This is a genomic window from Pseudomonas sp. A-RE-22 (assembly GCF_019956035.1).
GTDB classification, from domain to species: domain Bacteria; phylum Pseudomonadota; class Gammaproteobacteria; order Pseudomonadales; family Pseudomonadaceae; genus Aquipseudomonas; species Aquipseudomonas brassicacearum.
The window spans coordinates 59,554-84,085 of record NZ_JAHBCZ010000066.1; the positions used below are offsets into that span (position 1 = coordinate 59,554).

Annotated in this window: 25 protein-coding genes; all 25 read left to right on the forward strand. The window is 60.9% G+C overall.

From position 1 onward, the window contains the following. The first annotated feature begins 72 nt into the window (after positions 1–72). The 25 genes from fliE to KGA89_RS25905 all read left to right on the forward strand — a co-directional run bounded on the left by fliE (position 73) and on the right by KGA89_RS25905 (position 24,520). Positions 73–399: a flagellar hook-basal body complex protein FliE gene (gene fliE, locus KGA89_RS25785; RefSeq protein ID WP_003184044.1), complete on the forward strand. Its 327-nt coding sequence runs from the start codon at positions 73–75 to the stop codon at positions 397–399. A gap of 15 nt (positions 400–414) precedes the next feature. Then, positions 415–2,199, forward strand: a complete 1,785-nt coding sequence (gene fliF / locus KGA89_RS25790) for a flagellar basal-body MS-ring/collar protein FliF (protein WP_003199084.1) — start codon at positions 415–417, stop codon at positions 2,197–2,199. Beyond that, positions 2,192–3,211 carry a flagellar motor switch protein FliG gene (fliG, locus tag KGA89_RS25795; RefSeq protein WP_003199086.1) on the forward strand — a complete coding sequence of 340 codons (1,020 nt, stop codon included), beginning with the start codon at positions 2,192–2,194 and terminating at the stop codon, positions 3,209–3,211. The genes fliF and fliG overlap by 8 nt, the downstream gene beginning before the upstream one ends. Before the next feature lie 7 nt (positions 3,212–3,218). Continuing rightward, positions 3,219–4,064, forward strand: coding sequence for a flagellar assembly protein FliH (fliH, locus tag KGA89_RS25800; protein ID WP_223472838.1), 846 nt, complete (start codon positions 3,219–3,221; stop codon positions 4,062–4,064). Continuing rightward, positions 4,054–5,412: a flagellar protein export ATPase FliI gene (gene fliI / locus KGA89_RS25805; RefSeq protein WP_003199089.1), complete on the forward strand. Its 1,359-nt coding sequence runs from the start codon at positions 4,054–4,056 to the stop codon at positions 5,410–5,412. The genes fliH and fliI overlap by 11 nt, the downstream gene beginning before the upstream one ends. A gap of 6 nt (positions 5,413–5,418) precedes the next feature. Beyond that, positions 5,419–5,868 (forward strand): flagellar export protein FliJ, encoded by a 450-nt coding sequence (gene fliJ / locus KGA89_RS25810; RefSeq protein ID WP_003199091.1) that lies wholly within the window; start codon positions 5,419–5,421, stop codon positions 5,866–5,868. Between the two features lie 102 nt (positions 5,869–5,970). Beyond that, the gene (locus tag KGA89_RS25815) at positions 5,971–6,276 is read left to right on the forward strand and encodes an STAS domain-containing protein (protein ID WP_003199093.1); all 306 of its coding nucleotides are present in this window, start codon (positions 5,971–5,973) and stop codon (positions 6,274–6,276) included. 5 nt (positions 6,277–6,281) lie between these two features. After that, positions 6,282–7,988: a fused response regulator/phosphatase gene (locus KGA89_RS25820; RefSeq protein WP_223472839.1), complete on the forward strand. Its 1,707-nt coding sequence runs from the start codon at positions 6,282–6,284 to the stop codon at positions 7,986–7,988. A gap of 31 nt (positions 7,989–8,019) precedes the next feature. After that, positions 8,020–8,364, forward strand: coding sequence for an Hpt domain-containing protein (locus KGA89_RS25825; RefSeq protein ID WP_003199096.1), 345 nt, complete (start codon positions 8,020–8,022; stop codon positions 8,362–8,364). 88 nt (positions 8,365–8,452) lie between these two features. Next, complete coding sequence (locus KGA89_RS25830) at positions 8,453–9,826, forward strand: flagellar hook-length control protein FliK (protein ID WP_223472840.1); 1,374 nt, start codon at positions 8,453–8,455, stop codon at positions 9,824–9,826. Between the two features lie 231 nt (positions 9,827–10,057). Continuing rightward, the gene (gene fliL / locus KGA89_RS25835; RefSeq protein ID WP_013692537.1) at positions 10,058–10,561 is read left to right on the forward strand and encodes a flagellar basal body-associated protein FliL; all 504 of its coding nucleotides are present in this window, start codon (positions 10,058–10,060) and stop codon (positions 10,559–10,561) included. 9 nt (positions 10,562–10,570) lie between these two features. Further along, positions 10,571–11,539, forward strand: a complete 969-nt coding sequence (gene fliM / locus KGA89_RS25840; protein ID WP_003199105.1) for a flagellar motor switch protein FliM — start codon at positions 10,571–10,573, stop codon at positions 11,537–11,539. 71 nt (positions 11,540–11,610) lie between these two features. Continuing rightward, positions 11,611–12,069, forward strand: a complete 459-nt coding sequence (gene fliN / locus KGA89_RS25845; RefSeq protein ID WP_003199107.1) for a flagellar motor switch protein FliN — start codon at positions 11,611–11,613, stop codon at positions 12,067–12,069. Further along, on the forward strand, positions 12,070–12,507 hold the full coding sequence (gene fliO / locus KGA89_RS25850) for a flagellar biosynthetic protein FliO (protein ID WP_223472841.1): 438 nt from the start codon (positions 12,070–12,072) through the stop codon (positions 12,505–12,507). Next, on the forward strand, positions 12,507–13,256 hold the full coding sequence (gene fliP, locus KGA89_RS25855) for a flagellar type III secretion system pore protein FliP (protein WP_003199111.1): 750 nt from the start codon (positions 12,507–12,509) through the stop codon (positions 13,254–13,256). Before fliO ends, fliP begins: the two co-directional genes overlap by 1 nt. 23 nt (positions 13,257–13,279) lie before the next feature. Next, on the forward strand, positions 13,280–13,549 hold the full coding sequence (fliQ, locus tag KGA89_RS25860; protein ID WP_003199113.1) for a flagellar biosynthesis protein FliQ: 270 nt from the start codon (positions 13,280–13,282) through the stop codon (positions 13,547–13,549). 4 nt (positions 13,550–13,553) lie between these two features. Then, a complete protein-coding gene (gene fliR, locus KGA89_RS25865) occupies positions 13,554–14,336 on the forward strand; it encodes a flagellar biosynthetic protein FliR (protein ID WP_003199115.1) in 783 nt (260 codons plus the stop codon). A 3-nt stretch (positions 14,337–14,339) separates the two neighbouring features. Further along, positions 14,340–15,476, forward strand: a complete 1,137-nt coding sequence (gene flhB, locus KGA89_RS25870; RefSeq protein WP_223472842.1) for a flagellar biosynthesis protein FlhB — start codon at positions 14,340–14,342, stop codon at positions 15,474–15,476. 231 nt (positions 15,477–15,707) lie between these two features. Beyond that, positions 15,708–17,837: a flagellar biosynthesis protein FlhA gene (flhA, locus tag KGA89_RS25875; RefSeq protein WP_223472843.1), complete on the forward strand. Its 2,130-nt coding sequence runs from the start codon at positions 15,708–15,710 to the stop codon at positions 17,835–17,837. A gap of 11 nt (positions 17,838–17,848) precedes the next feature. Then, positions 17,849–19,198 carry a flagellar biosynthesis protein FlhF gene (gene flhF, locus KGA89_RS25880; protein WP_223472844.1) on the forward strand — a complete coding sequence of 450 codons (1,350 nt, stop codon included), beginning with the start codon at positions 17,849–17,851 and terminating at the stop codon, positions 19,196–19,198. Between the two features lie 116 nt (positions 19,199–19,314). Next, entirely contained in the window at positions 19,315–20,145 is an 831-nt protein-coding gene (gene fleN / locus KGA89_RS25885; RefSeq protein WP_003184001.1) for a flagellar synthesis regulator FleN, read from the forward strand. After that, the gene (fliA, locus tag KGA89_RS25890; RefSeq protein WP_003199123.1) at positions 20,142–20,885 is read left to right on the forward strand and encodes an RNA polymerase sigma factor FliA; all 744 of its coding nucleotides are present in this window, start codon (positions 20,142–20,144) and stop codon (positions 20,883–20,885) included. Before fleN ends, fliA begins: the two co-directional genes overlap by 4 nt. Before the next feature lie 167 nt (positions 20,886–21,052). Continuing rightward, the gene (locus tag KGA89_RS25895; protein WP_003199125.1) at positions 21,053–21,424 is read left to right on the forward strand and encodes a chemotaxis response regulator CheY; all 372 of its coding nucleotides are present in this window, start codon (positions 21,053–21,055) and stop codon (positions 21,422–21,424) included. A gap of 18 nt (positions 21,425–21,442) precedes the next feature. After that, positions 21,443–22,228 (forward strand): protein phosphatase CheZ, encoded by a 786-nt coding sequence (locus tag KGA89_RS25900; RefSeq protein ID WP_003199127.1) that lies wholly within the window; start codon positions 21,443–21,445, stop codon positions 22,226–22,228. A gap of 30 nt (positions 22,229–22,258) precedes the next feature. After that, on the forward strand, positions 22,259–24,520 hold the full coding sequence (locus KGA89_RS25905) for a chemotaxis protein CheA (protein WP_223472845.1): 2,262 nt from the start codon (positions 22,259–22,261) through the stop codon (positions 24,518–24,520). Positions 24,521–24,532: the final 12 nt, after the last annotated feature.

A 24,532-nucleotide genomic window follows, 5' to 3' on the forward strand; every position in this document is an offset into this window, starting at 1 on the left:
CCCTTGTTGCTAATACCTGAATACCCGCTGAGTAAGTGTCAAAAAAATGCGGGCCGCCAGAGAGAGTAGACCATGAGCCAAGGTATTGAATTTAATCGGTTGATGTTGGACATGCGGTCCATGCAAATGGACGCCATGGCCCAGCCTAAATCGGTCGCGGTCCCCCAGGTGGGTGGCAGCAGCTTTTCCGACATGCTCGGTCAGGCCGTCAATAAAGTGAACGATACCCAGCAGGCATCGAACCAGTTGGCCAGTGCTTTCGAGATTGGCAAAAGTGGCGTCGACCTGACGGACGTAATGATCTCCTCGCAGAAAGCCAGTGTCTCGTTTCAGGCGTTGACCCAGGTTCGTAACAAACTGGTTCAAGCCTACCAAGACATCATGCAGATGCCGGTTTAAGGAAATTATTGAGTCATGGCAGAAGCAGCCGTTGATAACGTTCCGGCCAAGGCCACTCCGGTAGACGGCAAACCGCCGCTATTCGGTCTGTCCTTCCTGGAAAATCTCTCCGAGATGACCATGCTGCGTCAGGTGGGCCTGTTGGTCGGCCTGGCTGCCAGCGTGGCGATTGGTTTTGCCGTGGTGCTGTGGTCCCAGCAGCCGGACTACCGTCCGCTGTATGGCAGCCTGGCGGGCATGGACGCCAAGCAAGTCATGGAAACCCTGGCTTCCGCCGACATTCCTTACACCGTCGAACCCAACTCCGGCGCGTTGCTGGTCAAGGCCGATGACGTTGCCCGGGCGCGCCTCAAGCTCGCTGCGGCTGGCGTGACGCCTACCGATGGCAACATCGGTTTCGAGATCCTCGACAAGGACCAGGGCCTGGGCACCAGCCAATTCATGGAAGCGACCCGTTATCGTCGCGGCCTGGAAGGTGAGCTGGCGCGGACCATTTCCAGCCTGAACAACGTCAAGGGCGCCCGTGTGCACCTGGCGATCCCGAAAAGCTCGGTGTTCGTGCGCGATGAGCGCAAGCCCAGCGCTTCTGTATTGGTCGAGCTGTATTCGGGCCGCTCCCTGGAGCCAGGCCAAGTGCTTGCCATCATCAACCTGGTGGCGACCAGCGTACCTGAGCTGAGCAAATCGCAGATCACTGTGGTCGACCAGAAAGGCAACCTGCTGTCCGATCAGGCGGAAAACTCCGAACTGACCATGGCCGGCAAGCAATTCGATTACAGCCGCCGCATGGAAGGCATGCTGACCCAGCGGGTGCACAACATCCTGCAACCGATCCTGGGTAACGATCGCTACAAAGCCGAAGTGTCGGCCGATGTCGACTTCAGCGCCGTCGAGTCCACTTCCGAGCAGTTCAACCCCGACCAGCCAGCGTTGCGCAGCGAACAGTCGGTGAATGAACAGCGTACCGCCAGCAATGGCCCGCAAGGCGTACCAGGTGCCCTGAGCAACCAGCCGCCGTCGCCGGCCAGCGCGCCGCAAACCACCGGTGGCGCCACAGCGGCCGCCGGCATGGTGCAGCCAGGCCAACCGCTGATCGATGCCAATGGCCAGCAGATCATGGACCCGGCCACCGGCCAGCCGATGCTGGCGCCGTATCCGGCCGACAAGCGTCAGCAGTCGACCAAGAACTTCGAGCTTGACCGCTCCATCAGCCACACCAAGCAGCAGCAGGGCCGTTTGACCCGCCTGTCGGTCGCCGTGGTGGTGGACGATCAGGTCAAGGTCAATGCGGCCAACGGCGAAACCAGTCGTGCACCATGGAGTGCCGACGAATTGGCGCGCTTTACTCGCCTGGTGCAGGACGCCGTCGGTTTCGACGCCAGCCGCGGCGACAGCGTCAGCGTGATCAACGTACCGTTCTCCCTGGAACGCGGTGAAGTGGTCGCCGATATTCCGTTTTATTCGCAACCCTGGTTCTGGGATGTGGTCAAGCAAGTACTGGGTGTGCTGTTTATCCTGGTGCTGGTGTTTGGCGTGCTGCGTCCGGTGCTCAACAACATCACCGGTGGCGGCAAGAGCAAGCAGTTGGCAGGTTTTGGTGATGTCGAGCTGGGAGGCATGGGCGGCCTGGATGGCGAATTGGCCAACGATCGCGTCAGCCTCGGCGGGCCGCAGAGCATTCTGCTGCCAAGCCCGAGTGAAGGCTATGACGCTCAGTTGAACGCCATCAAGAGTCTGGTGGCAGAAGATCCGGGTCGTGTGGCCCAGGTCGTGAAAGAGTGGATTAACGCAGATGAGTGATAATCGAGCCGCTGTTGCCAAATTGTCCCGGGTCGACAAAGCCGCGATCCTGCTGCTGTCCCTGGGTTCGACCGACGCTGCCCAGGTGCTGCGCCACATGGGGCCCAAGGAGGTCCAGCGTGTGGGCGTGGCCATGGCACAAATGGGCAACGTGCACCGTGAACAGGTCGAGCAGGTGATGAGTGAGTTCGTCGACATCGTCGGCGATCAGACCAGCCTGGGCGTCGGTTCCGACGACTATGTGCGCAAGATGCTCACCCAGGCACTGGGCGAGGACAAGGCCAACGGCCTGATCGACCGGATCCTGTTGGGCGGCAACACCAGCGGCCTGGACAGCCTCAAGTGGATGGAGCCGCGGGCGGTTGCCGACGTGATCCGGTACGAGCACCCGCAGATCCAGGCGATCGTGGTGGCTTACCTCGATCCGGACCAGGCCGGTGAAGTGCTGGGCAACTTCGACCACAAGGTGCGCCTGGACATCATCCTGCGGGTGTCTTCGCTCAACACCGTGCAGCCGGCGGCCCTGAAAGAATTGAACCAGATTCTCGAGAAGCAGTTCTCGGGCAACTCCAATGCCTCGCGCACCACCCTGGGTGGCATCAAGCGCGCGGCGGACATCATGAACTTCCTCGACAGTTCGATCGAAGGTCAGTTGATGGACTCGATCCGCGAGTTCGACGAAGACCTGTCCGGTCAGATCGAGGACCTCATGTTCGTGTTCAACAACCTGTCCGATGTCGACGATCGTGGCATCCAGGCGCTGTTGCGCGAAGTGTCGTCCGACGTGCTGGTACTGGCCCTCAAGGGGTCGGACGAAGGCGTCAAGGAAAAGATCTTCAAGAACATGTCCAAACGGGCGGCCGAACTGTTGCGCGACGATCTCGAGGCCAAGGGCCCGGTACGCGTCAGCGACGTGGAAACCGCACAGAAGGAAATCCTCACCATCGCCCGCCGCATGGCCGAAGCCGGGGAGATCGTTCTCGGTGGCAAGGGCGGCGAAGAGATGATCTAAGGTCGTTATGTCTGCCAAGAGTGATGAAGCACCCAGCGACCTGATCCGCGCCCGTGACGTCGGTGGTTTCGACGTCTGGTCGCTGCCCAGCTTCGACCCCCATGTTCCCGAGCCTGAGCCGGAACCGGTGGAAGAGCTGCCGGAACCGGAGGAAGTGCCGCTGGAGGAAGTCCAGCCACTGACCCTCGAGGAAGTCGAGAGCATTCGCCAGGAAGCCTACAACGAAGGCTTTGCCGTGGGTGAAAAGGAAGGTTTCCACAGCACGACGCTCAAGGTCCGCCAGGAAGCCGATGTGGCGCTGACGGCCAAGCTCCGTGCCTTGGAATCGCTGATGCTCAACCTGTTCGACCCTATCGCCGAGCAGGACAGCCAGATCGAGAAGTCCCTGGTGGGGCTGGTGCAGCACATCGCCCGGCAAGTGATCCAGCGCGAACTGGCCATCGATTCGACCCAGATCGAACATGTCATGCGCGAAGCGCTCAAGTTGTTGCCATTGGGCGTGGGCAACGTGCGGCTGTACATCAATCCCCAGGACTTCGAGCTGGTCAAGGCCCTGCGTGAACGCCATGAAGAAACCTGGCGCATCGTCGAGGACGCTTCGCTGCTGCCCGGCGGCTGCCGTGTGGAAACCGAACACAGCCGCATCGACGCCACCGTTGAAACGCGCATCAGTCAGATCATGGCCAAATTGTTCGACCAGTTGCACGAACAGGCCCTGCATCCGGCCGCTCCCGATCTGAGCCTGGAGTTGCCGGACGAACCCCTGATCAGCGCTGATGCCGCACCGGCCGATGCCGGGTTGGATGTGCCTGAATTGGACGCTTCTGCACTGGACAGCCGCGATGCGTCTTGAGCGAACCAGTTTCGGCAAGCGCCTGGGCAGCTACGCCGAGGCCAGCGAGCTGGCCGGCCAACCGATCCTGGAAGGCCGCCTGCTGCGCATGGTTGGCCTGACCCTTGAAGCCGAAGGTCTTCGTGCCGCCATGGGCAGCCGTTGCATGGTGATCAACGACGACAGCTATCACCCGGTGCAGGTCGAAGCCGAAGTCATGGGTTTCTCCGGCAGCAAGGTCTTCTTGATGCCGGTAGGCAGCGTTGCTGGCATCGCCCCGGGTGCGCGCGTGGTGCCCCTGGCCGACAACGGCCGCCTGCCCATGGGCATGAGCATGCTCGGGCGCGTGCTGGACGGGGCCGGGCGGGCCTTGGACGGCAAGGGCGGCATGAAGGCTGAAGACTGGGTGCCGATGGATGGCCCGACGATCAACCCCCTCAAGCGTGATCCCATCAGCGTACCGCTGGACGTGGGTATCCGCTGCATCAACGGTTTATTGACGGTCGGTCGCGGCCAGCGCCTGGGCCTGTTCGCCGGTACCGGGGTGGGCAAGAGTGTGCTGCTGGGCATGATGACCCGCTTTACCGAAGCAGACATCATCGTGGTGGGGCTGATCGGCGAGCGGGGTCGTGAGGTCAAGGAATTCATTGAGCACATTCTCGGCGAGGAAGGACTCAAGCGTTCGGTGGTGGTGGCTTCGCCGGCGGACGATGCGCCATTGATGCGCCTGCGGGCAGCCATGTACTGTACGCGCATTGCCGAGTACTTCCGCGACAAGGGCAAGAATGTCCTGTTGCTGATGGATTCGCTGACCCGTTTCGCCCAGGCCCAGCGGGAAATCGCCCTGGCCATCGGCGAGCCGCCGGCCACCAAGGGTTATCCGCCTTCGGTATTCGCCAAGCTGCCGAAACTGGTGGAGCGCGCCGGCAATGCGGAAAAGGGCGGCGGTTCGATCACCGCGTTCTATACCGTGCTGTCCGAAGGCGACGACCAGCAGGATCCCATCGCCGACTCGGCCCGGGGCGTACTCGACGGGCACATCGTGCTGTCCAGGCGCCTGGCCGAAGAAGGGCATTACCCGGCCATCGACATCGAGGCGTCCATCAGCCGGGTCATGCCGTCGGTGATCAGCGCCGAACACATGAAGCGCGCCCAGCAGTTCAAGCAGTACTGGTCGCGCTACCAGCAAAGCCGCGACCTGATCAGCGTCGGCGCCTATGTCCCCGGTGGTGACCGTGAGACCGACACCGCCATCAGTCTTTACCCGGCCATGGCCGTTTACCTGCGCCAGAGCCTGAACGACAACATCGGCATGGGCGCCAGCGAAGCGCATTTGCAGACTATTTTCGCCCCGGTCTCAGGCACGTAACCGGCCATGGCCACGAGTCGTGCGGCACGCCTGGCGCCAGTGGTGGACATGGCGGAAAAGGCCGAGAAGACTGCCGTCCAGCGACTGGCGTATTTTCAGGGCCAGGTCAAAGTCGCCGAAAGCAAACTGGCAGACCTCGAAAACTTTCGACTCGAGTACCAGGAGCAGTGGATCGCCCGGGGCGCCCACGGGGTTTCCGGGCAGTGGTTGTTGGGTTATCAAGGATTCCTTGCGCAGTTGGGTACCGCTATCGACCAGCAGCGCCAGAGCCTGGTCTGGCACCAGAACAACCTGGAGAAGGCCCGTCAGAGCTGGCAAGAGGCGTTTGCCCGGGTCGAAGGGCTGCGCAAACTGGTGCAGCGCTATATTGATGAGGCACGGCAACTGGAAGACAAGCGCGAACAGAAACTCCTCGATGAGTTGTCCCAGCGCCTGCCACGCCAGAATCCCTATTGATGCGAAACCGCGATTTTGTCGGCTGAATGAGGCAAAACCTTGCTCAGACCTTTACCAGATGCTACACCTTGTACACGTATGTCCATGACAAGGAAGCCGATCATGTCAGTTGTTACCGAAGTATCCCCCGATGGGCATAAGCTGACGATCTCGATCAAAGGTCGATTCGATTTCGGGCGGCATCAGGAATTTCGTGAGTCCTATGAACGGCTCAACAAAAAACCTGACTCCATCGTGGTGGATTTGAAAGACGCCACTTATCTCGACAGTTCCGCCTTGGGCATGCTCCTGCTGTTGCGTGATCATGCCGGTGGCGATGCGTCGGATATCCGCGTTGTCAACAGCAGCAATGACGTCAAGAAAATCCTCGCGATCTCCAATTTCGACAAGCTGTTCGACATCAGTTGATCGCCATGCAATCGTCATCGGAGTCGCTGACGGTCCTGATTGCCGAAGACAGTGCCGCTGATCGACTGCTGTTGTCGACCATCGTCCGCCGCCAGGGGCATCATGTGCTCACTGCGGCCGATGGCGCCGAAGCGGTTAACGTCTATCTGGAGCAGCGTCCTCACCTGGTGTTGATGGACGCGATGATGCCGGTGATGGACGGCTTCGAAGCCGCGCAGAAGATCAAGCAGTTGGCCGGGGACCAGTTGGTCCCGATCATTTTCCTCACCTCGTTGACTGAGGGCGAAGCCCTGGCCCGTTGCGTGGAGGCGGGCGGCGACGATTTCCTGGCCAAACCCTACAACCAAGTGATCCTGGCGGCCAAGATCAAGGCCATGGATCGCTTGCGTCGGTTGCAGGCCACGGTGGTGGAGCAGCGCGACCAGATTGCCCGGCACCATGACTACTTGCTCAACGAGCAACGGGTCGCCAAGGCCGTGTTCGACAAGATCGCCCACTCCGGCTGCCTGAGCGCGCCGAACATCCGTTACTTGCAATCGCCTTATGCCTTGTTCAACGGTGACCTGCTGTTGGCAGCGTTCAATCCGGCCGGCGACATGCACGTCCTGCTGGGGGATTTCACCGGCCACGGTTTGCCCGCGGCGGTCGGCGCGATGCCGCTGGCGGAAGTGTTCTACGGGATGACCGCCAAGGGCTACGGCCTGGCGCAGATCCTGCGTGAGATGAATGCCAAGCTCAAGCGCATCCTGCCCGTCGACATGTTCTGTTGCGCGACGTTGTTATGCCTGAGCTTCCAGCGTTGCACGGTAGAGATCTGGAACGGCGGCATGCCCGATGGATACCTGCATGACAGCCTCAGTGGCGTGCGTACGCCATTGCCGGCGCGGCACCTGCCGTTGGGCGTGCTCACACCTCAGTTATTCGATGACCGCACCGAAGTGCATACCATGTCGCTGGGGGATCGGGTGTTCCTGTTGTCCGACGGCGTAATCGAGACCAGTGATCGCGACGACCAGCCTTTTGGCGTGGAACGGTTGCAGCAGGTGTTTTCAGCCAACCGTGAACCTGACCGTCTTTTTGAGGATATCCAGCAGGCCCTGCAGGATTTTCGTGGTGAGGCCCGTGACGATTTCAGCATGGTCGAGGTGCGACTGGTCGCACCAACGCAACTCAATCCGCCGCCGCCGGTCTATTCCGATAGCGGCCAGTCCAGCCCGCTGGATTGGTCGGTGAGCTTCGAGTTCCGGGCGCAGACGCTAAAACGCTTCAACCCGATGCCCTACTTGCTGCAATTGCTGCTTGAGGTCCATGGGCTCAGGGTGCAGAGTGGCGCCCTTTACAGCGTCATGTCGGAGCTGTATTCCAATGCCCTGGATCATGGGGTGCTGGGGCTCGACTCCAGTCTCAAGCGTGACGCGGCGGGTTTTGCCCGCTATTACAGGGAGCGCAATACGCGCCTGGATGAACTGAGCGACGGCTATGTGCGGGTGCACTTGCATGTCTCGCCAAACGGTGAGGGTGGGTGCCTGGCCATAGAGGTCGAGGACAGTGGCGAGGGCTTTGATGTCTCCAGGGTGCTGGCGCGTCCTGTGGACACTGATCGGTTGTCGGGGCGCGGTGTGAGCCTGGTACGCCAGTTGAGCCACCAAGCCAGTTGGTCAGACGATGGTCGTAGTGCGCGCGTGGAGTTTTTCTGGGAGGCTCCGGCATAATCGGCGCCATTCTTGATCAGGGAGCGAACAAGTGAACGAGATTCATCTGGACCGCGACGTGCTCAGCACGCTGAAGGAAGTCATGGAGGAGGGGTATCTGGAGTTGCTGGATACGTTTCTCAACGACTCGGAGGCTCGCCTGCGCGTGCTGCACGAGGCACGGGACGCTGAAAAACTGAGCGCCACGGCCCACAGCTTCAAGGGCAGCAGCAGCAACATGGGCGCTATCCGCCTGGCCGAGCTGTGTGGCGAACTGGAACAGCGTGCCAAACAGCCGTCATTGGGTGGTATCGAGAAACTGGTCAACGAAATCGACAGTGAATTCGCTCATGTTCGCAAGCTTTGCCGGGAAGAGCGCGAAGGCTTTCACTGCTGAGATTCGACGGCCGGACAGACGTTGGCCCGTGCCTTGCATTGCCTAGTCTCGACTGTACCTATGATTCCAGTGCAGCGGAGACCTTTTTATGCCCGTTACCCCCAATACACTGCTTCAGGCCTCTGTCCAGGCCAAGCCCCAGGTCGCCGTCAATTCACCGGCAGCGGCCCCGGATCTCGGGGATAGAGCCTCCAGCTTCGCTCAAGTCTTCGCCAAGCAGGCGCCTGCCAAGGCAGCGGCGGCCCCTGAGCCACCGGTGAAATCGGTGCGCGACAACGCCTCCAGCAACACCGTCAAAAAAGACACCGGCAACCAAACCTCTGCCGCCTCGGAACCGACGGTTGCCGATAGCGGCAAACCCTTGCCCGCCGACAAACCGGCCAGCGCTGACGACAAGGCCGCCCGCGACGACAACGCTGACTCGGCTGAAACGCCAGTGGCGGATGCTGCACCCGTCGATCCGAGCCTTGATCCAGGATTGCTGCCCGACATGACGGTGCCGGTGGCGACAATCGCACCGGAACCTGCGCCTGTGGTCACGACCGAGGTTCAGGTCACCACGGCCGTCGCGGCACCGCTTGTCCCACTGGTCACGCCGGTCCAGGCTGCGGTGGTCCCGGAGGTCGATCCAGCCTTTGACCCTGAAGCCGATCCGCTCGATGCGTTGCCAGCGTTGCGCTTGGCGATGGAGCAGGGCGGTCATGTTTCCGCCGCTAGCCAGGCGCAATCCAAGACTACTGCCCCGGCGTCGCTCGATGGTGAGCCGACTTCGGCGCAGACCTTCGCCGCAGGCATGGCGAGCATGCTCACCGTGCAAGCCGACCAGAACAGTACCGAGTCCGGCAGTCAGGGCGGCGACAAGGCATTCGGCGGCTTGATCAGCGAGGGCCTCAAGGACCTCGGCGCCGCTTCCAGTGATACTCGCGTGGACGATTTCGCCAACCGCCTGGCCGCACTGACCCAGGCTGCTACGCCCAAGACTGCCAACGCGGTGCCGGTCAATCAACCTATCGCGATGAATCAGAGCGGTTGGACCGAAGAGGTGGTCAACCGGGTGATGTACCTGTCCAGCGTCAATCTCAAGGCGGCCGACATCCAGCTGCAACCGGCCGAACTCGGGCGCCTGGATATCCGGGTGAACATGGTTCCGGACCAGCAGACCCAGATCACGTTCATGAGCGCCCACTCCGGCGTTCGCGAAGCCCTCGAAGGCCAGTTGCATCGCCTGCGGGACAGTTTTGCCCAGCAGGGCATGGGCCAGGTCGACGTCAGCGTGTCCGATCAATCCCGTGGGTCGCAGAACCAGGGGCAGCAGGCCCAGCAACAAGCCCAGGCCGGGCGCACGACGTCGTCCGGTGGGCGAGTGGACTCGGTGGATGAGCACCTGCCGGCCAGCGTTGCTGAAGTAGCGGCCAGTACCACCAGCGTCATCGGCAGCAGCGCGGTCGACTACTACGCCTGACGCCTCAACACCCTCTGTGGGAGCGAGCTTGCTCGCGATAGCGGACTGTCAGTCACCCTTGTAGTGACAGATCCACTGCTATCGCGAGCAAGCTTCGCTCCCCACATTGCTTTCTGGGCGATCAAAGATTGCACCCGGCCCGCCATCTTCTCTCTTGCCACTTCTGGCATAACACTTGCTCCAGCCTTGCCGTGCAACAGTGAAAACCCCGATTAGTGACGGATTATTGGCATGGCGAAGAGTGAAGCAGCAGCTGTAAAAGACCCTGCAACCAAAGGCAAACTCAAGCTGATCATCATGATCGTGGTGGGTTTGCTCCTGGCGATCGGTGTGTCTGTGGGTGCGACCTGGTATTTCATGCACAGCGCTCAAAGCAAGCCGGCAGTCGCGGTCGAAGCTGCGCCAGTGGGCAAGCAGCCGGCGATTTTCGAACCGATGGCGCCAGCCTTCGTGGCCAACTACACCCAGAACGGTCGTCAACGCTACATGCAGGTGAGCATTACCCTGCTGGGTCGCAACCAGGCTGACCTGGAGGCGCTGCGGGTGCATATGCCACTGATTCGCAATAACCTGGTGATGCTGTTTTCCGGACAGAATTTCGACACCCTGGCCACTCCGGTCGGCCAGGAAATGTTGCGTCAGAAAGCCACGGCCAGCGTGCAGGAAGTCGCTCAGAAAGAGCTTGGCAAAGTGGTGATCGAACAGTTGCTCTTCACTAACTTCGTATTGCAGTAGGAACACGACATGGCCGTGCAAGACCTGCTGTCCCAGGACGAAATCGATGCGCTGTTGCATGGTGTCGACGACGGTCTGGTACAGACCGAAAACGCTGCTGAACCGGGCAGCGTCAAAAGCTACGACCTGACCAGCCAGGATCGCATCGTTCGCGGACGCATGCCGACCCTGGAAATGATCAACGAACGTTTCGCCCGTTACACCCGCATCAGCATGTTCAACATGCTGCGCCGCTCGGCCGACGTGGCCGTCGGTGGTGTGCAGGTGATGAAGTTCGGTGAGTACGTGCACTCGCTGTACGTACCCACCAGCCTCAACCTGGTGAAGATCAAGCCGTTGCGCGGCACCGCGTTGTTCATCCTGGACGCCAAATTGGTGTTCAAGCTGGTGGACAACTTCTTCGGTGGTGACGGCCGTCATGCCAAGATCGAAGGTCGGGAATTCACCCCGACCGAGCTGCGGGTGGTGCGCATGGTGCTGGAGCAGGCCTTCGTCGACTTGAAGGAAGCCTGGCAGGCGATCATGGAAGTGAACTTCGAGTACATCAACTCGGAAGTGAACCCGGCGATGGCCAACATCGTCGGCCCAAGCGAGGCCATTGTGGTCTCGACTTTCCACATCGAGCTCGATGGCGGTGGTGGCGACCTGCACGTGACCATGCCGTACTCGATGATCGAGCCGGTGCGTGAAATGCTCGACGCCGGCTTCCAGTCGGACCTCGACGACCAGGACGAACGCTGGATCAACGCTTTGCGCCAGGACGTGCTGGATGTCGACGTGCCGATCGGCGCTACAGTCGCTCGGCGCCAACTGCGTCTGCGTGACATCCTGCACATGCAGCCGGGGGACATCATCCCCGTCGAGATGCCGGAAGACATGGTCATGCGCGCCAATGGCGTGCCGGCCTTCAAGGTCAAGATGGGCTCTCACAAAGGCAACCTGGCGTTGCAGGTGATCGAGCCGATCGAACGCCGCTGAGCGGTGTCGAACACCTTAAGTTTGTAACGGATTTTTGCTTCTAACTGAATTTTGCCCGCCGAGGACACATGATGGCTGACGATATGAATACCCAGGATGACCAGGCGCTGGCCGATGAATGGGCTGCGGCCCTGGAAGAAACCGGCGATGCCGGGCAAGCCGACATCGACGCCTTGCTGGCGGCCGACACTGGCGCCCATGCGTCCAGCCGCCTGCAGATGGAAGAATTTGGCAGCGTGCCGAAGAGTCATGAGCCGGTGACGCTCGATGGCCCGAACCTGGATGTGATTCTCGATATCCCGGTGTCGATTTCCATGGAAGTGGGCAGCACCGACATCAACATCCGCAACCTGCTGCAGCTCAACCAGGGGTCGGTGATCGAACTGGACCGCCTGGCCGGCGAGCCGCTCGATGTACTGGTCAACGGCACCTTGATCGCCCACGGCGAAGTGGTGGTGGTCAACGAGAAGTTCGGCATTCGCCTGACGGACGTGATCAGCCCGAGCGAACGCATCAAGAAGTTGCGCTGAATGAAAGGTTTCTTTGCAGCTGCCGCGATGCTGCCATTGAGTGTGCTGGCGGCCGAACCGGTTGCCACGGCCGCCGCCGCCCCGGCAGCAGGCAGTGGTGTCGCCGGGCAATTGGCGCAATTGGTGCTCGGCTTGCTGCTGGTGCTGGGCTTGATCTTCTTTCTCGCCTGGCTGTTGCGGCGTGTGCAGCAGGCGGGGCCGGCTGGCAAGGGGCAGGTCATCGACATCGTCGGTTCCCGCGCGCTCGGGCCGCGCGACCGGCTGGTGCTGGTGCAGGTCGGCAATGAGCAGATCCTGCTGGGCCTGAGCCCGGGCACCATCACCGCCTTGCACGTCCTCAAGGAGCCGGTGCAGGTGCCCTCCGCCGAGCAGGCCAGCCCCGAATTTGCCCAGCGCCTCATGGAACTGTTGGGTAAAGACCAGAAGGATAGAAAGTAATGCCGTTGCGCATTCTGTTGGCATTGGCCCTGATGCTGGCCGCACCGTTGGCGTTCGCCGCCGATCCGCTGTCGATCCCGGCGATCACCCTCGGAACCAACGCCGAAGGGGCCCAGGAGTACTCGGTCAGCCTGCAGATCCTGCTGATCATGACCGCGCTGAGTTTCATACCGGCGTTCGTCATGCTGATGACCAGCTTCACCCGGATCATCATTGTCTTTTCGATCCTGCGCCAGGCCCTGGGCCTGCAACAGACGCCCTCGAACCAGATCCTCACCGGCATGGCGCTGTTCCTGACCATGTTCATCATGGCGCCGGTGTTCGACCGGGTGAACCAGGATGCGTTGCAACCTTACCTGGCAGAAAAAATCACCGCCCAGGATGCCGTGGCCAAGGCTGAAGTGCCGATCAAGGATTTCATGCTGGCGCAGACTCGCAGCAGCGACCTGGAGCTGTTCATGCGCCTGTCCAAGCGCACCGATATCCCCAGTGCCGATCAGGCGCCGCTGACCATCCTGGTGCCGGCGTTCGTGACGTCCGAGCTCAAGACCGCTTTCCAGATCGGCTTCATGATTTTCATCCCTTTCCTGATCATTGACCTGGTGGTCGCCAGTATCCTGATGGCCATGGGCATGATGATGCTCTCGCCGTTGATCATTTCCCTGCCGTTCAAGATCATGCTGTTTGTGCTGGTGGATGGCTGGGCGCTGATCATCGGTACCCTGGCGGGCAGTTTCGGCGGTGTTTAGGCCTTTTGTGCGGATAGGACGATATGACGCCTGAAGTAGCGGTAGACCTGTTTCGTGAAGCGCTCTGGCTGACGACCACGATGGTCGCCATCCTGGTGATCCCCAGTCTGCTGGTGGGGTTGCTGGTGGCGATGTTCCAGGCCGCGACCCAGATCAACGAGCAGACCTTGAGCTTCCTGCCGCGCCTGCTGGTGATGTTGGTGACGCTGATCGTCGCCGGGCCCTGGCTGGTGCAAACCTTCATGGAATACATCCTGCAGTTGTACGGCAGTATTCCGCAGTTGATCGGCTGACCTCATGTCGATGCTCGCGCTGACGGACACCCAGATCAGTTCCTGGGTGGCATCGTTCGTCCTGCCACTGTTTCGCGTCACCGCGGTGCTCATGAGTATGCCGGTCTTCGGCACGACCCTGGTGCCCCGGCGCGTGCGCTTGTATTTCGCCCTGGCGATCACGGTGGTCATCGCGCCCGGGCTGCCACCGATGCCTTCGGTTCATGCGCTGGACCTCAGCGCACTGATGCTGGTGGCCGAGCAGATCCTCATCGGCACCTTGATGGGGTTCTCGCTGCAGCTGTTCTTCCAGGCGTTCGTGGTGGCCGGGCAAATCATTTCGATCCAGATGGGCATGGCCTTCGCGTCCATGGTCGACCCCACCAATGGCGTGACGACGGCAGTGATCGGTCAGTTCCTGACGATGCTGGTGACCCTGTTGTTCCTCGCCATGAACGGGCATCTGGTGGTGTTCGAAGTCTTGACCGAGAGTTTTACCACCATGCCGGTGGGCAGTGCGTTGCTGGTCAATCATTTCTGGGAAATCGCCGGCAAGCTCGGTTGGGTCCTGGGTGCGGCGATGGTGCTGGTATTGCCCGCGATCACCGCGTTGCTGGTGGTCAACATCGCCTTTGGCGTGATGACCCGGGCGGCGCCGCAGTTGAACATTTTCTCCATCGGTTTCCCGCTGATTCTCACGCTGGGCATGGTGATTTTCTGGATCAGCCTGGGGGATATCCTCAACCAGTATCAGCCGCTGGCCATCCAGGCCTTGCAACTGCTACGCGACATGGCACAGGCACGCTGAACCATGGCCGAGAGCGAGAGTGGCCAGGACAAGACAGAAGACCCCACGGACAAGCGCCGGCGCGAATCCCGGGAAAAGGGTGAGACCGCCCGCTCCAAGGAGCTCAATACCCTGGCGGTGATGCTCGCCGGAGCAGGTGGGTTGCTGATTTATGGTGGCGGGTTGGCCCTGGACCTGCTGGAAATCATGCGGCTGAATTTCTCGCTGCCCCGTGAGGTACTGCTCACGCCGGGCTCCATGGCCCAGTATCTGCTGCACTCAGGCAAAATCGCGATTCTGGCGATACAACCGGTTCTGATCTTCTTGTTGCTGGCCGCTGTTATCGGCCCGATTTCCCTGGGTGGTTGGTTGTTCGCCGCCGGTAGCCTGGCCCCCAAATTCAGTCGGATGAACCCCGCCGCTGGTCTTAAGCGCATGTTTTCCACCACGGCGCTGATGGAGCTGCTCAAGGCTTTCGGGAAATTCCTGCTGGTTCTGTTTGTCGCGCTGACGGTGTTGCAGGCCGACATCGACGATCTGCTGCGCATCGCTCACGAGCCGCTGGAGCAGGCCATCATCCACAGTGTGCAGTTGGTGGGTTGGAGTACGTTGTGGATAGCCTGCGGCCTGATCCTGATCGCTGCCATCGACGTGCCGATCCAGCTGTATCAGAGCAAGCAGAAGCTGATGATGACCAAGCAGGAAGTGCGCGACGAGCACAAGGATTCGGAGGGCAAGCCGGAGGTCAAGCAGCGGATTCGCCAGTTGCAGCGCGAGGTGTCCCAGCGGCGGATGATGGCCGCGATCCCTGACGCCGACGTGGTCATCACCAACCCGACCCATTATGCCGTGGCGCTCAAGTACGATCCCGAGAAAGGCAACGCTCCCGTGTTGCTGGCCAAGGGCAGTGACTTCCTGGCGCTGAAGATCCGTGAGATCGCCGTGGCCAATGAGGTGATGCTGCTCGAGTCCCCGGCGCTGGCACGGTCGATTTACTACTCCACTGAGCTCGACCAGGAAATCCCTGGCGGCCTGTACCTTGCCGTGGCCCAGGTGCTGGCCTACGTCTACCAGATCCGCCAGCACCGCGCCGGCAAGGGCAAGCGCCCCGAACCGCTCAAGGACCTGCCGATCCCGCCGGATTTGCGCCGCGATTCCTGAGTCGGGCTGGCACAAAAGCTGTGGGAGAGAGCTTGCTCGCGATTGCGCGGGTTCAGTCGACTAAGGATGTGACTGACAAATCGCTATCGCGAGCAAGCTCGCTCCCACAGGTCAGCGTCCCTTCAACCCTTCTATTTCAGCCTCCGGCAAAAGTTGGAAGGCTTCTTGCAATACCCCGTCTGCGCCCCCTCCGGGCGTCAAAAGTTTGCTTCACAGGAACGGGGATTATTGGTGGATCGCTCTCAGTTACTCAGCACCGCGCGCAGCAATGTAGCCGACCTCAGCCGGGGCAATCTGGGCGTGCCATTGTTGCTGATGATCATGCTCGCCATGATGATGCTGCCGGTGCCGCCGTTTCTGCTGGACGTGTTCTTCACGTTCAACATCGCCCTGTCGATCGTGGTGCTGCTGGTGTGCGTCTACGCCCTGCGGCCGTTGGACTTTGCGGTGTTCCCGACCATTCTGCTGGTGGCGACGCTCATGCGTCTGGCGCTCAACGTGGCATCCACCCGGGTGGTCATGCTCCATGGCCAGGACGGGCACGCCGCCGCCGGTAAAGTGATCCAGGCCTTTGGTGAGGTGGTGATCGGCGGTAACTACGTGGTCGGTATCGTGGTCTTCGCCATCTTGATGATCATCAACTTCGTTGTGGTGACCAAGGGCGCCGGGCGGATTTCCGAGGTGAGCGCGCGTTTTACCCTCGATGCGATGCCCGGTAAGCAAATGGCGATCGACGCCGACCTCAATGCTGGTCTGATCGATCAGAGCCAGGCCAAGCTGCGTCGCCTGGAAGTGGCCCAGGAAGCCGAGTTCTACGGTTCCATGGACGGTGCCAGCAAATTCGTGCGCGGTGACGCCATCGCCGGCCTGCTGATCCTGTTCATCAACCTGATCGGCGGCATGGCTGTCGGTATCTTCCAGCACAACATGAGTTTTGGCGACGCTGGCAGGGTTTACGCCTTGTTGACCATCGGTGACGGTTTGGTGGCGCAATTGCCATCACTGTTGTTATCCACAGCTGCCGCGATCATGGTGACCCGCGCTTCGGGCTCCGAAGACATGGGCAAGCAGATCGGCCGGCAAATGTTCGCCTCGCCCAAGGCCCTGGCGGTTGCCGCCGGCTTGATGGCAGTCATGGGCCTGGTGCCGGGCATGCCGCACTTTTCCTTCCTGAGCATGGCTGCCCTGGCTGGCGGCGGTGCCTACCTGTTCTGGAAGAAGCAGAACGTGCAGAAAGTCCAGGCCCTGCAAGAGGTCAAGCGCCAGCAGGAGCTGCTGCCGTCGCCGGCCCGTGCCATGGAAACCAAGGAACTGGGCTGGGATGACGTGACGCCAATCGACATGATCGGCCTGGAAGTCGGTTATCGCCTGATTCCATTGGTCGACCGCAACCAGGGTGGTCAGTTGCTGGCGCGGATCAAGGGGGTGCGCAAGAAGCTGTCCCAGGACCTGGGCTTCCTGATGCCGACCGTGCATATCCGCGATAACCTCGACTTGGCGCCGAGCGCCTACCGCCTGACGCTGATGGGGGTGATCCTGGCCGAAGCCGAGATCTACCCCGACCGCGAGCTGGCGATCAACCCCGGGCAGGTCTACGGCTCCCTCAACGGCATCACCGCCAAGGATCCGGCTTTCGGCCTGGAAGCGGTGTGGATCGAAATCAGCCAGCGGGCCCAGGCCCAGTCCCTCGGCTATACCGTGGTGGACGCCAGTACGGTGGTGGCGACCCACTTGAACCAGATCCTGTATAAGCACTCCAGCGAGCTGATTGGCCACGAAGAAGTCCAGCAACTCCTGCAAGTACTGGCCAAAGGCTCGCCGAAGCTGGCCGAAGAGCTGGTGCCGGGTGTGATTTCGTTGTCGCAGTTGCTCAAGGTGCTGCAGGCGCTGTTGGCCGAACAGGTGCCCGTGCGCGACATACGCAGTATTGCCGAGGCTATCGCCAACAACGCCTCCAAGAGTCAAGATACCGCCGCCCTGGTGGCTGCGGTTCGGGTCGGCGTGTCCCGCGCAATCGTCCAAAGCATTGTAGGCACTGAGTCTGAGCTGCCTGTGATCACCTTGGAGCCAAGGTTGGAACAGATATTGCTCAATAGTCTGCAGAAGGCAGGACAAGGCTCGGAAGAGGGTGTTCTGCTGGAGCCAAGCATGGCCGAGAAGCTGCAGCGTTCGCTGATCGAAGCAGCCCAGCGGCAAGAGATGCAAGGCCAACCGGTGATCCTGCTGGTGGCCGGTCCGATTCGCGCGATGCTCTCGCGATTCGGGCGCCTCGCGGTCCCGGGGTTGCATGTGCTGGCGTACCAGGAAATACCGGACAACAAGCAAGTGACCATCGTTGCGACAGTAGGGCCCAACGGCTGAGGTAGTGGTTTATGCAAGTGAAGCGTTTTTTCGCCGCCGACATGCGTCAGGCCATGAAACTGGTTCGTGACGAGCTGGGCGCTGAAGCAGCCATCATTGGCAACCGTCGTATCGCCGGCGGTGTCGAGCTGACGGCGGCCCTGGATTACAAACTGTCTGCGCTGGCCCCGCGGGTTCCGAACATGGAACTCGAAGATGAGCTGCGCAAGACTCAATCGCGCATCGCCAGCGCCCAGGCCGAGCTGAGCCTGCGCAGCAGCGAAGGCGAGGCCGCGGCAGGCACCAATCGTCAATTGTTCGCCGGTCAGCCGCTGACGGCTGGCCTGCCGTTGACCGCTGCCGAACCGCTGATCGAGCAGGCCCAAGCCGAACCGCGTCGTCCTGAGCCGGCGCCCGCAGCGCCTGCCCGGGGTGTCGATCCGCGCGCCCTGGACTCGATGCGCTTTGAACTCAACAGCCTGCGCGAGCTGATGGAAGTCCAGCTCGGCTCCCTGGCCTGGAACCAGCTGCAAGGCAGCCGTCCAGCCCAGGCCAACCTGTGGCGTCGCCTGCAACGCATCGGCCTGTCCGGCCCGTTGTCCCGGGACCTGCTGGCGCTGATCAATGGTATTGAAGAACCTCGCCAGGCCTGGCGCATGTTGCTGGCGCACCTGGCGCGGATGATCGCGACCCCGGAAGTCGAGCCGCTGGAGGAAGGCGGGGTAATTGCCATGGTCGGTCCTGCCGGCATGGGCAAGACCACCACCCTGGCCAAGCTCGCCGCCCGTTATGTACTCAAGTACGGCGCCCAGAGCATTGCCCTGGTGAGCATGGACAGTTTCCGCATCGGTGCCCAGGAGCAACTCAAGACCCTCGGCCGGATCCTCAATGTGTCGGTGACCCATGTGGATCCGGGCCAGTCCCTGGCCCAGGCGCTGGAGCCGCTGCTGCGCAAACGCGTCGTGCTGATCGATACCGCAGGCTTGCAAGCCAGCGATCCAGCCCTGCGCATGCAGCTCGAAAGCCTGGCCGGACGCGGTATCAAGTCAAAAAATTATCTCGTGTTGGCAACCACCAGCCAGAAACAGGTTCTAACCGCCGCATACCACAGCTACAAACGCTGCGGGCTGGCCGGCTGCATCCTGACTAAGCTGGACGAAACGGCAAGCCTGGGCGAGGTGTTGAGCCTGGCGATCGGTCATGAATTACCGGTGGCCTACCTGACCGACGGGCCGCGGATCCCGGATGATTTGCATCTGCCGCGCCGTCATCAACTGGTCAGTCGTGCCGTGAGTGTGCAAATGCAGGAAGAACCCAGCGAAGAAGCCATGGCTGATATGTTCGCTGATATCTACCACAGCCCGACCAAGCAGGTCGGCTGAGGTAATCATGAATATTTTTTGTACCTACATCGATGGTCTGCCATGCATTGTTCCGTATGCGAACGCGCAGCCAGTAATGTGGCCTCCGTCTAAGTAAGACAAGGTAAAGAACGAACATGGGCAGCATGCATCCCGTACAGGTGATCGCGGTGACCGGCGGCAAAGGTGGCGTCGGGAAGACTAACGTGTCAGTGAACTTGTCCCTGGCTCTGGCAGAGCTTGGCCGACGGGTCATGCTGCTGGACGCCGACCTGGGCCTGGCGAACGTCGACGTGTTGTTGGGGCTTACACCCAAACGCACGCTGGCGGACGTGATTGAAGGGCGCTGTGAGCTGCGTGACGTGTTGTTGCAGGGGCCGGGCGGGATTCGCATCGTGCCGGCTGCCTCAGGCACCCAGAGCATGGTTCACCTGACCCCGGCCCAGCACGCGGGCCTGATCCAGGCTTTCAGCGACATCGGCGACAACCTCGATGTGCTGGTGATCGACACCGCAGCCGGTATCGGTGACTCGGTCGTCAGTTTCGTCCGCGCGGCCCAGGAAGTGCTGCTGGTGGTCTGCGACGAACCGACGTCCATCACCGACGCCTATGCCCTGATCAAGTTGCTTAACCGCGACTATGGCATGAACCGCTTCCGTGTCCTGGCCAACATGGCCCAGAGCCCGCAGGAAGGGCGCAACCTGTTCGCCAAGTTGACAAAGGTCACGGATCGCTTCCTGGACGTCGCCCTACAATACGTCGGCGCAGTGCCTTACGACGAAAGCGTACGCAAGGCCGTCCAGAAGCAACGTGCCGTTTATGAAGCCTTTCCACGCTCCAAATGCGCGCTGGCGTTCAAGGCCATCGCCCAGAAGGTCGATACCTGGCCACTGCCGGCCAACCCTCGCGGGCATCTGGAATTTTTCGTCGAGCGTCTTGTGCAACAAACAGCAGGGCCCGTGCTATGACAGCCAGCGGTTACAACCATCTCTATAAAAAATCGGCACGGGACGCCCAATACGAATTGATCGAGCGTTACGCGCCACTGGTCAAGCGTATCGCCTATCACTTGCTGGCGCGGTTGCCGGCCAGTGTCCAGGTTGAAGACTTGATCCAGGCGGGCATGATCGGCCTGCTCGAAGTGTCGAACAAATACGACGCGAGCAAGGGCGCGAGTTTCGAGACGTATGCCGGTATTCGCATTCGCGGCGCCATGCTCGATGAAGTCCGCAAGGGCGATTGGGCGCCGCGTTCGGTACACCGCAATACCCGCATGGTCAGTGATGCAATTCGGGCAATTGAAGCTAAAACCGGGCGTGACGCTAAAGATCACGAGGTTGCGGCCGAACTCCAGTTGAGTCTCGACGATTATTACGGGATTTTGAACGATACCTTGGGCAGCCGCCTGTTCAGTTTCGACGACCTGTTGCAGGACGGCGAACATGAAGGGCTGCACGAGGATAACGCGAGTGCTCACATGGAGCCGTCGCGTGACCTGGAAGATGAACGTTTCCAGAGCGCGCTGGCGGAAGCGATTGCCAATTTGCCGGAGCGTGAGCGGCTGGTCTTGGCGCTGTACTACGACGAAGAGCTGAACCTCAAGGAAATCGGTGAGGTCCTGGGGGTCAGCGAATCGCGGGTCAGCCAGTTACACAGCCAGTGCGCGGCCCGTTTGCGGGGGCGTTTGGGGGAGTGGCGAGCGCGTTGACAGGCAGTGTGGGGACACTGCGAACGAGGCTGGCCTGGCAGGTGCTGTGCCAGTCTCCATCCGTGGTGCTCCAGACCGTTGTCGAGTGTTGTGCCGGATTGATTGAAATGGCGCGTCCAGGTGCTGGGCGCGTTTAAGACTGCTTGGAGGTCGAATTGGACAAGAACATGAAAATCCTCATCGTTGATGACTTCTCAACGATGCGGCGGATCATAAAAAACCTGTTGCGTGACCTTGGGTTCACCAACACGGCCGAAGCAGATGACGGGACCACTGCGCTCCCGATGTTGCACAGTGGCAACTTCGATTTTCTGGTCACCGACTGGAACATGCCGGGCATGACCGGTATCGACCTGTTGCGCCAGGTGCGTGCCGACGAAAAACTCAAGCATCTTCCGGTGCTGATGGTCACTGCCGAAGCCAAGCGCGAGCAGATCATCGAAGCGGCCCAGGCCGGTGTAAACGGCTATGTGGTCAAACCCTTCACGGCCCAGGCGTTGAAAGAGAAGATTGAAAAAATCTTCGAACGCATCGGTTAACGGCGCCACGGGGGAGCTATGGATAACGAATCTTCAATGGGTGATTTCGAATCGACCCTGAAAAAACATGCCCGCGAACTGGTCGACAGCCTTGAAAAAGGTCGTTTTGGCGATGCGGTTCAAATGATCCATGAGCTCAACCAGACCCGTGACCGCGGTCTGTATCAGGAGGTGGGCAAGCTCACGCGTGAATTGCACAGCGCGATTGTCAATTTCCAGATCGACCCGAATATGCCGCAGGCCGAGGAAGTCTCGCAGATCACCGACGCCACCGAGCGTCTGGGTTATGTGGTCAAGCTGACCGAGGCCGCGGCCAACCGCACCATGGACCTGGTGGAAAGCGCAACGCCCCTGGTCAACGGCCTGAGCGAAGAAGCCCAGGCCTTGAGCACCGACTGGGGTCGGTTCATGCGGCGCGAAGTCGGCGCCGAAGAGTTTCGGGAGTTGGCCCGTCGGGTCGACGGTTTCCTGGCGCGCAGCAGCACCGAGAACCGCGCGGTGGCAAGCAACCTCAACGATATTCTGCTGGCTCAGGACTATCAGGACCTGACCGGCCAGGTGATCAAGCGTGTGACCCAACTGGTCACCGAAGTGGAAAGTAACCTGCTCAAACTGGTGTTGATGGCCAGCCAGGTAGACCGCTTTGCAGGCATCGAACACGACCGTGAAGCGATGCTTGCTGAAAAAGATCCACAAAAACATCTCTCTCAGGGTGAAGGTCCGCAGATTCATGCCGATAAAAGAGAAGACGTTATGTCCGGTCAGGACGATGTGGACGATTTGCTGTCCAGCCTTGGATTCTGAGTTTTAGCCCTGTTTTAGGAGCAGCCATTAATGAGCTTCGGCGCCGATGAAGAGATCCTTCAGGATTTCCTGGTTGAGGCCGGCGAGATTCTAGAGCAACTGTCCGAACAGCTGGTCGAGCTGGAAAGCCGACCAGATGATGCGGATCTGCTCAATGCAATTTTTCGCGGTTTCCACACTGTAAAAGGAGGCGCCGGCTTCCTCCAGCTCAACGAGCTGGTGGAGTGCTGTCACATTGCCGAAAACGTGTTCGACATCCTGCGCAAGGGTGAGCGTCGCGTTGATTCGGAACTGATGGACGTGGTGCTTGAAGCGCTGGATGCGGTCAACAGCATGTTCAGCGAAGTGCGTGAGCGCTCGCCGATCACCGCTGCCACGCCTGAGTTGCTCGCCGCGCTGGCACGCCTGGCGGAGCCGCAATCGGCTGATGAAGCGGCTCCGGTTGCCGAGGCAGTGGCTGAAGAGCCGGTCGCCGAAGAGTCGGGCGACATCACCGATAACGAATTTGAACAACTGCTGGATTCGCTGAACGCCGTCAAGGCCCAAGCCGAAGCGCCGGCGGCACCTGCTGCGCCGCCCGCCAATGCAACAGCTGACGCCAGTGATGAAATCACCGACGACGAGTTCGAGTCATTGCTCGACCAGCTCCATGGCAAAGGCCAGTTCGCTCCCGATGCGGTCACGCCAGCGGCGACTCCGGCTGCCCCGAAAGCGGCGGGCGACAACTCCGACATCACCGATGACGAATTCGAAGCCTTGCTCGATCAGTTGCACGGCAAGGGCACGTTTGCCGTTGACGCGCTGGATTCGGCCATCGCTTCCGCGCCGGCGCCAGCCAAGCCGGCTGCCGCCGCGGCTGGCAGCGACCTGATCAGCGATCACGAATTCGAATCGCTGCTCGACGAGCTGCACGGCAAAGGCAAGTTTACAGAAGTCGGGAAGGCCGCGGCCGCTCCTGCTGCCGGCACTACCGCCACTGCTGTTCCAGCAGCCAAGGCTGCGCCCAAACCCGCTGCCAAGGCACCGGAACCGAAGGCCGAACCCGCCAAGCCTGCTGCCACTGCGGCCCCGGCACCTGCCCGTGCTGCGGCGGCTGCGCCAGCGGAAAAACCGGCCAGCGAAGCCGAGACTACCGTTCGGGTCGATACCGCACGCCTGGACGAGATCATGAACATGGTCGGCGAACTGGTGCTGGTGCGTAACCGTCTGGTGCGCCTGGGCCTCAATAGCCAGGACGAAGCCATGTCCAAGGCCGTGTCGAACCTCGACGTGGTCACGGCGGACCTGCAGACCGCGGTCATGAAGACCCGGATGCAGCCGATCAAGAAAGTCTTCGGGCGCTTCCCGCGCCTGGTTCGCGACCTGGCTCGCCAGCTCAAGAAAGAAATCAACCTGGAACTGGTGGGTGAAGAGACCGACCTCGACAAGAACCTTGTCGAGGCCCTGGCCGACCCGCTGGTCCACTTGGTGCGCAACGCGGTCGACCACGGCATCGAGTCGCCGGAAGAGCGCGAAGCCTCGGGCAAGGTCCGCAGCGGCAAGGTGATCCTGGCCGCCGAGCAGGAAGGCGACCACATCCTGCTGTCGATCTCCGACGACGGCAAAGGCATGGATCCGAACGTGTTGCGATCCATCGCGGTGAAACGCGGTGTGATGGACAAGGATGCCGCCGACCGCCTGAGCGACACCGAGTGCTACAACCTGATCTTCGCCCCGGGTTTCTCGACCAAGACCGAGATTTCCGACGTGTCGGGCCGTGGCGTGGGCATGGACGTGGTGAAAACCAAGATTTCCCAGCTCAACGGTTCGATCAATATCTACTCGACCAAGGGCCAGGGCTCGAAGATCGTCATCAAGGTCCCGCTGACCCTGGCGATCATGCCGACCCTGATGGTGATGCTGGGCAACCAGGCCTTCGCCTTCCCGCTGGTCAACGTCAACGAGATCTTCCACCTCGACCTGTCGCGCACCAACGTGGTGGACGGCCAGGAAGTGGTGATCGTACGGGACAAGGCACTGCCACTGTTCTACCTCAAGCGCTGGTTGGTCAGCTCCGCCGCTCATGTGGAGCAGGGCGAGGGCCATGTGGTGATCCTTTCGGTGGGCACCCAGCGGATTGGCTTCGTCGTCGACCAGTTGGTGGGCCAGGAAGAAGTGGTCATCAAGCCGTTGGGCAAGATGCTCCAGGGCACCCCGGGCATGTCCGGCGCCACCATCACCGGCGACGGCCGCATCGCGTTGATTCTCGATGTGCCAAGCATGCTCAAGCGTTACGCCGCCCGGCGTATTTGATTCTGGAGGGGC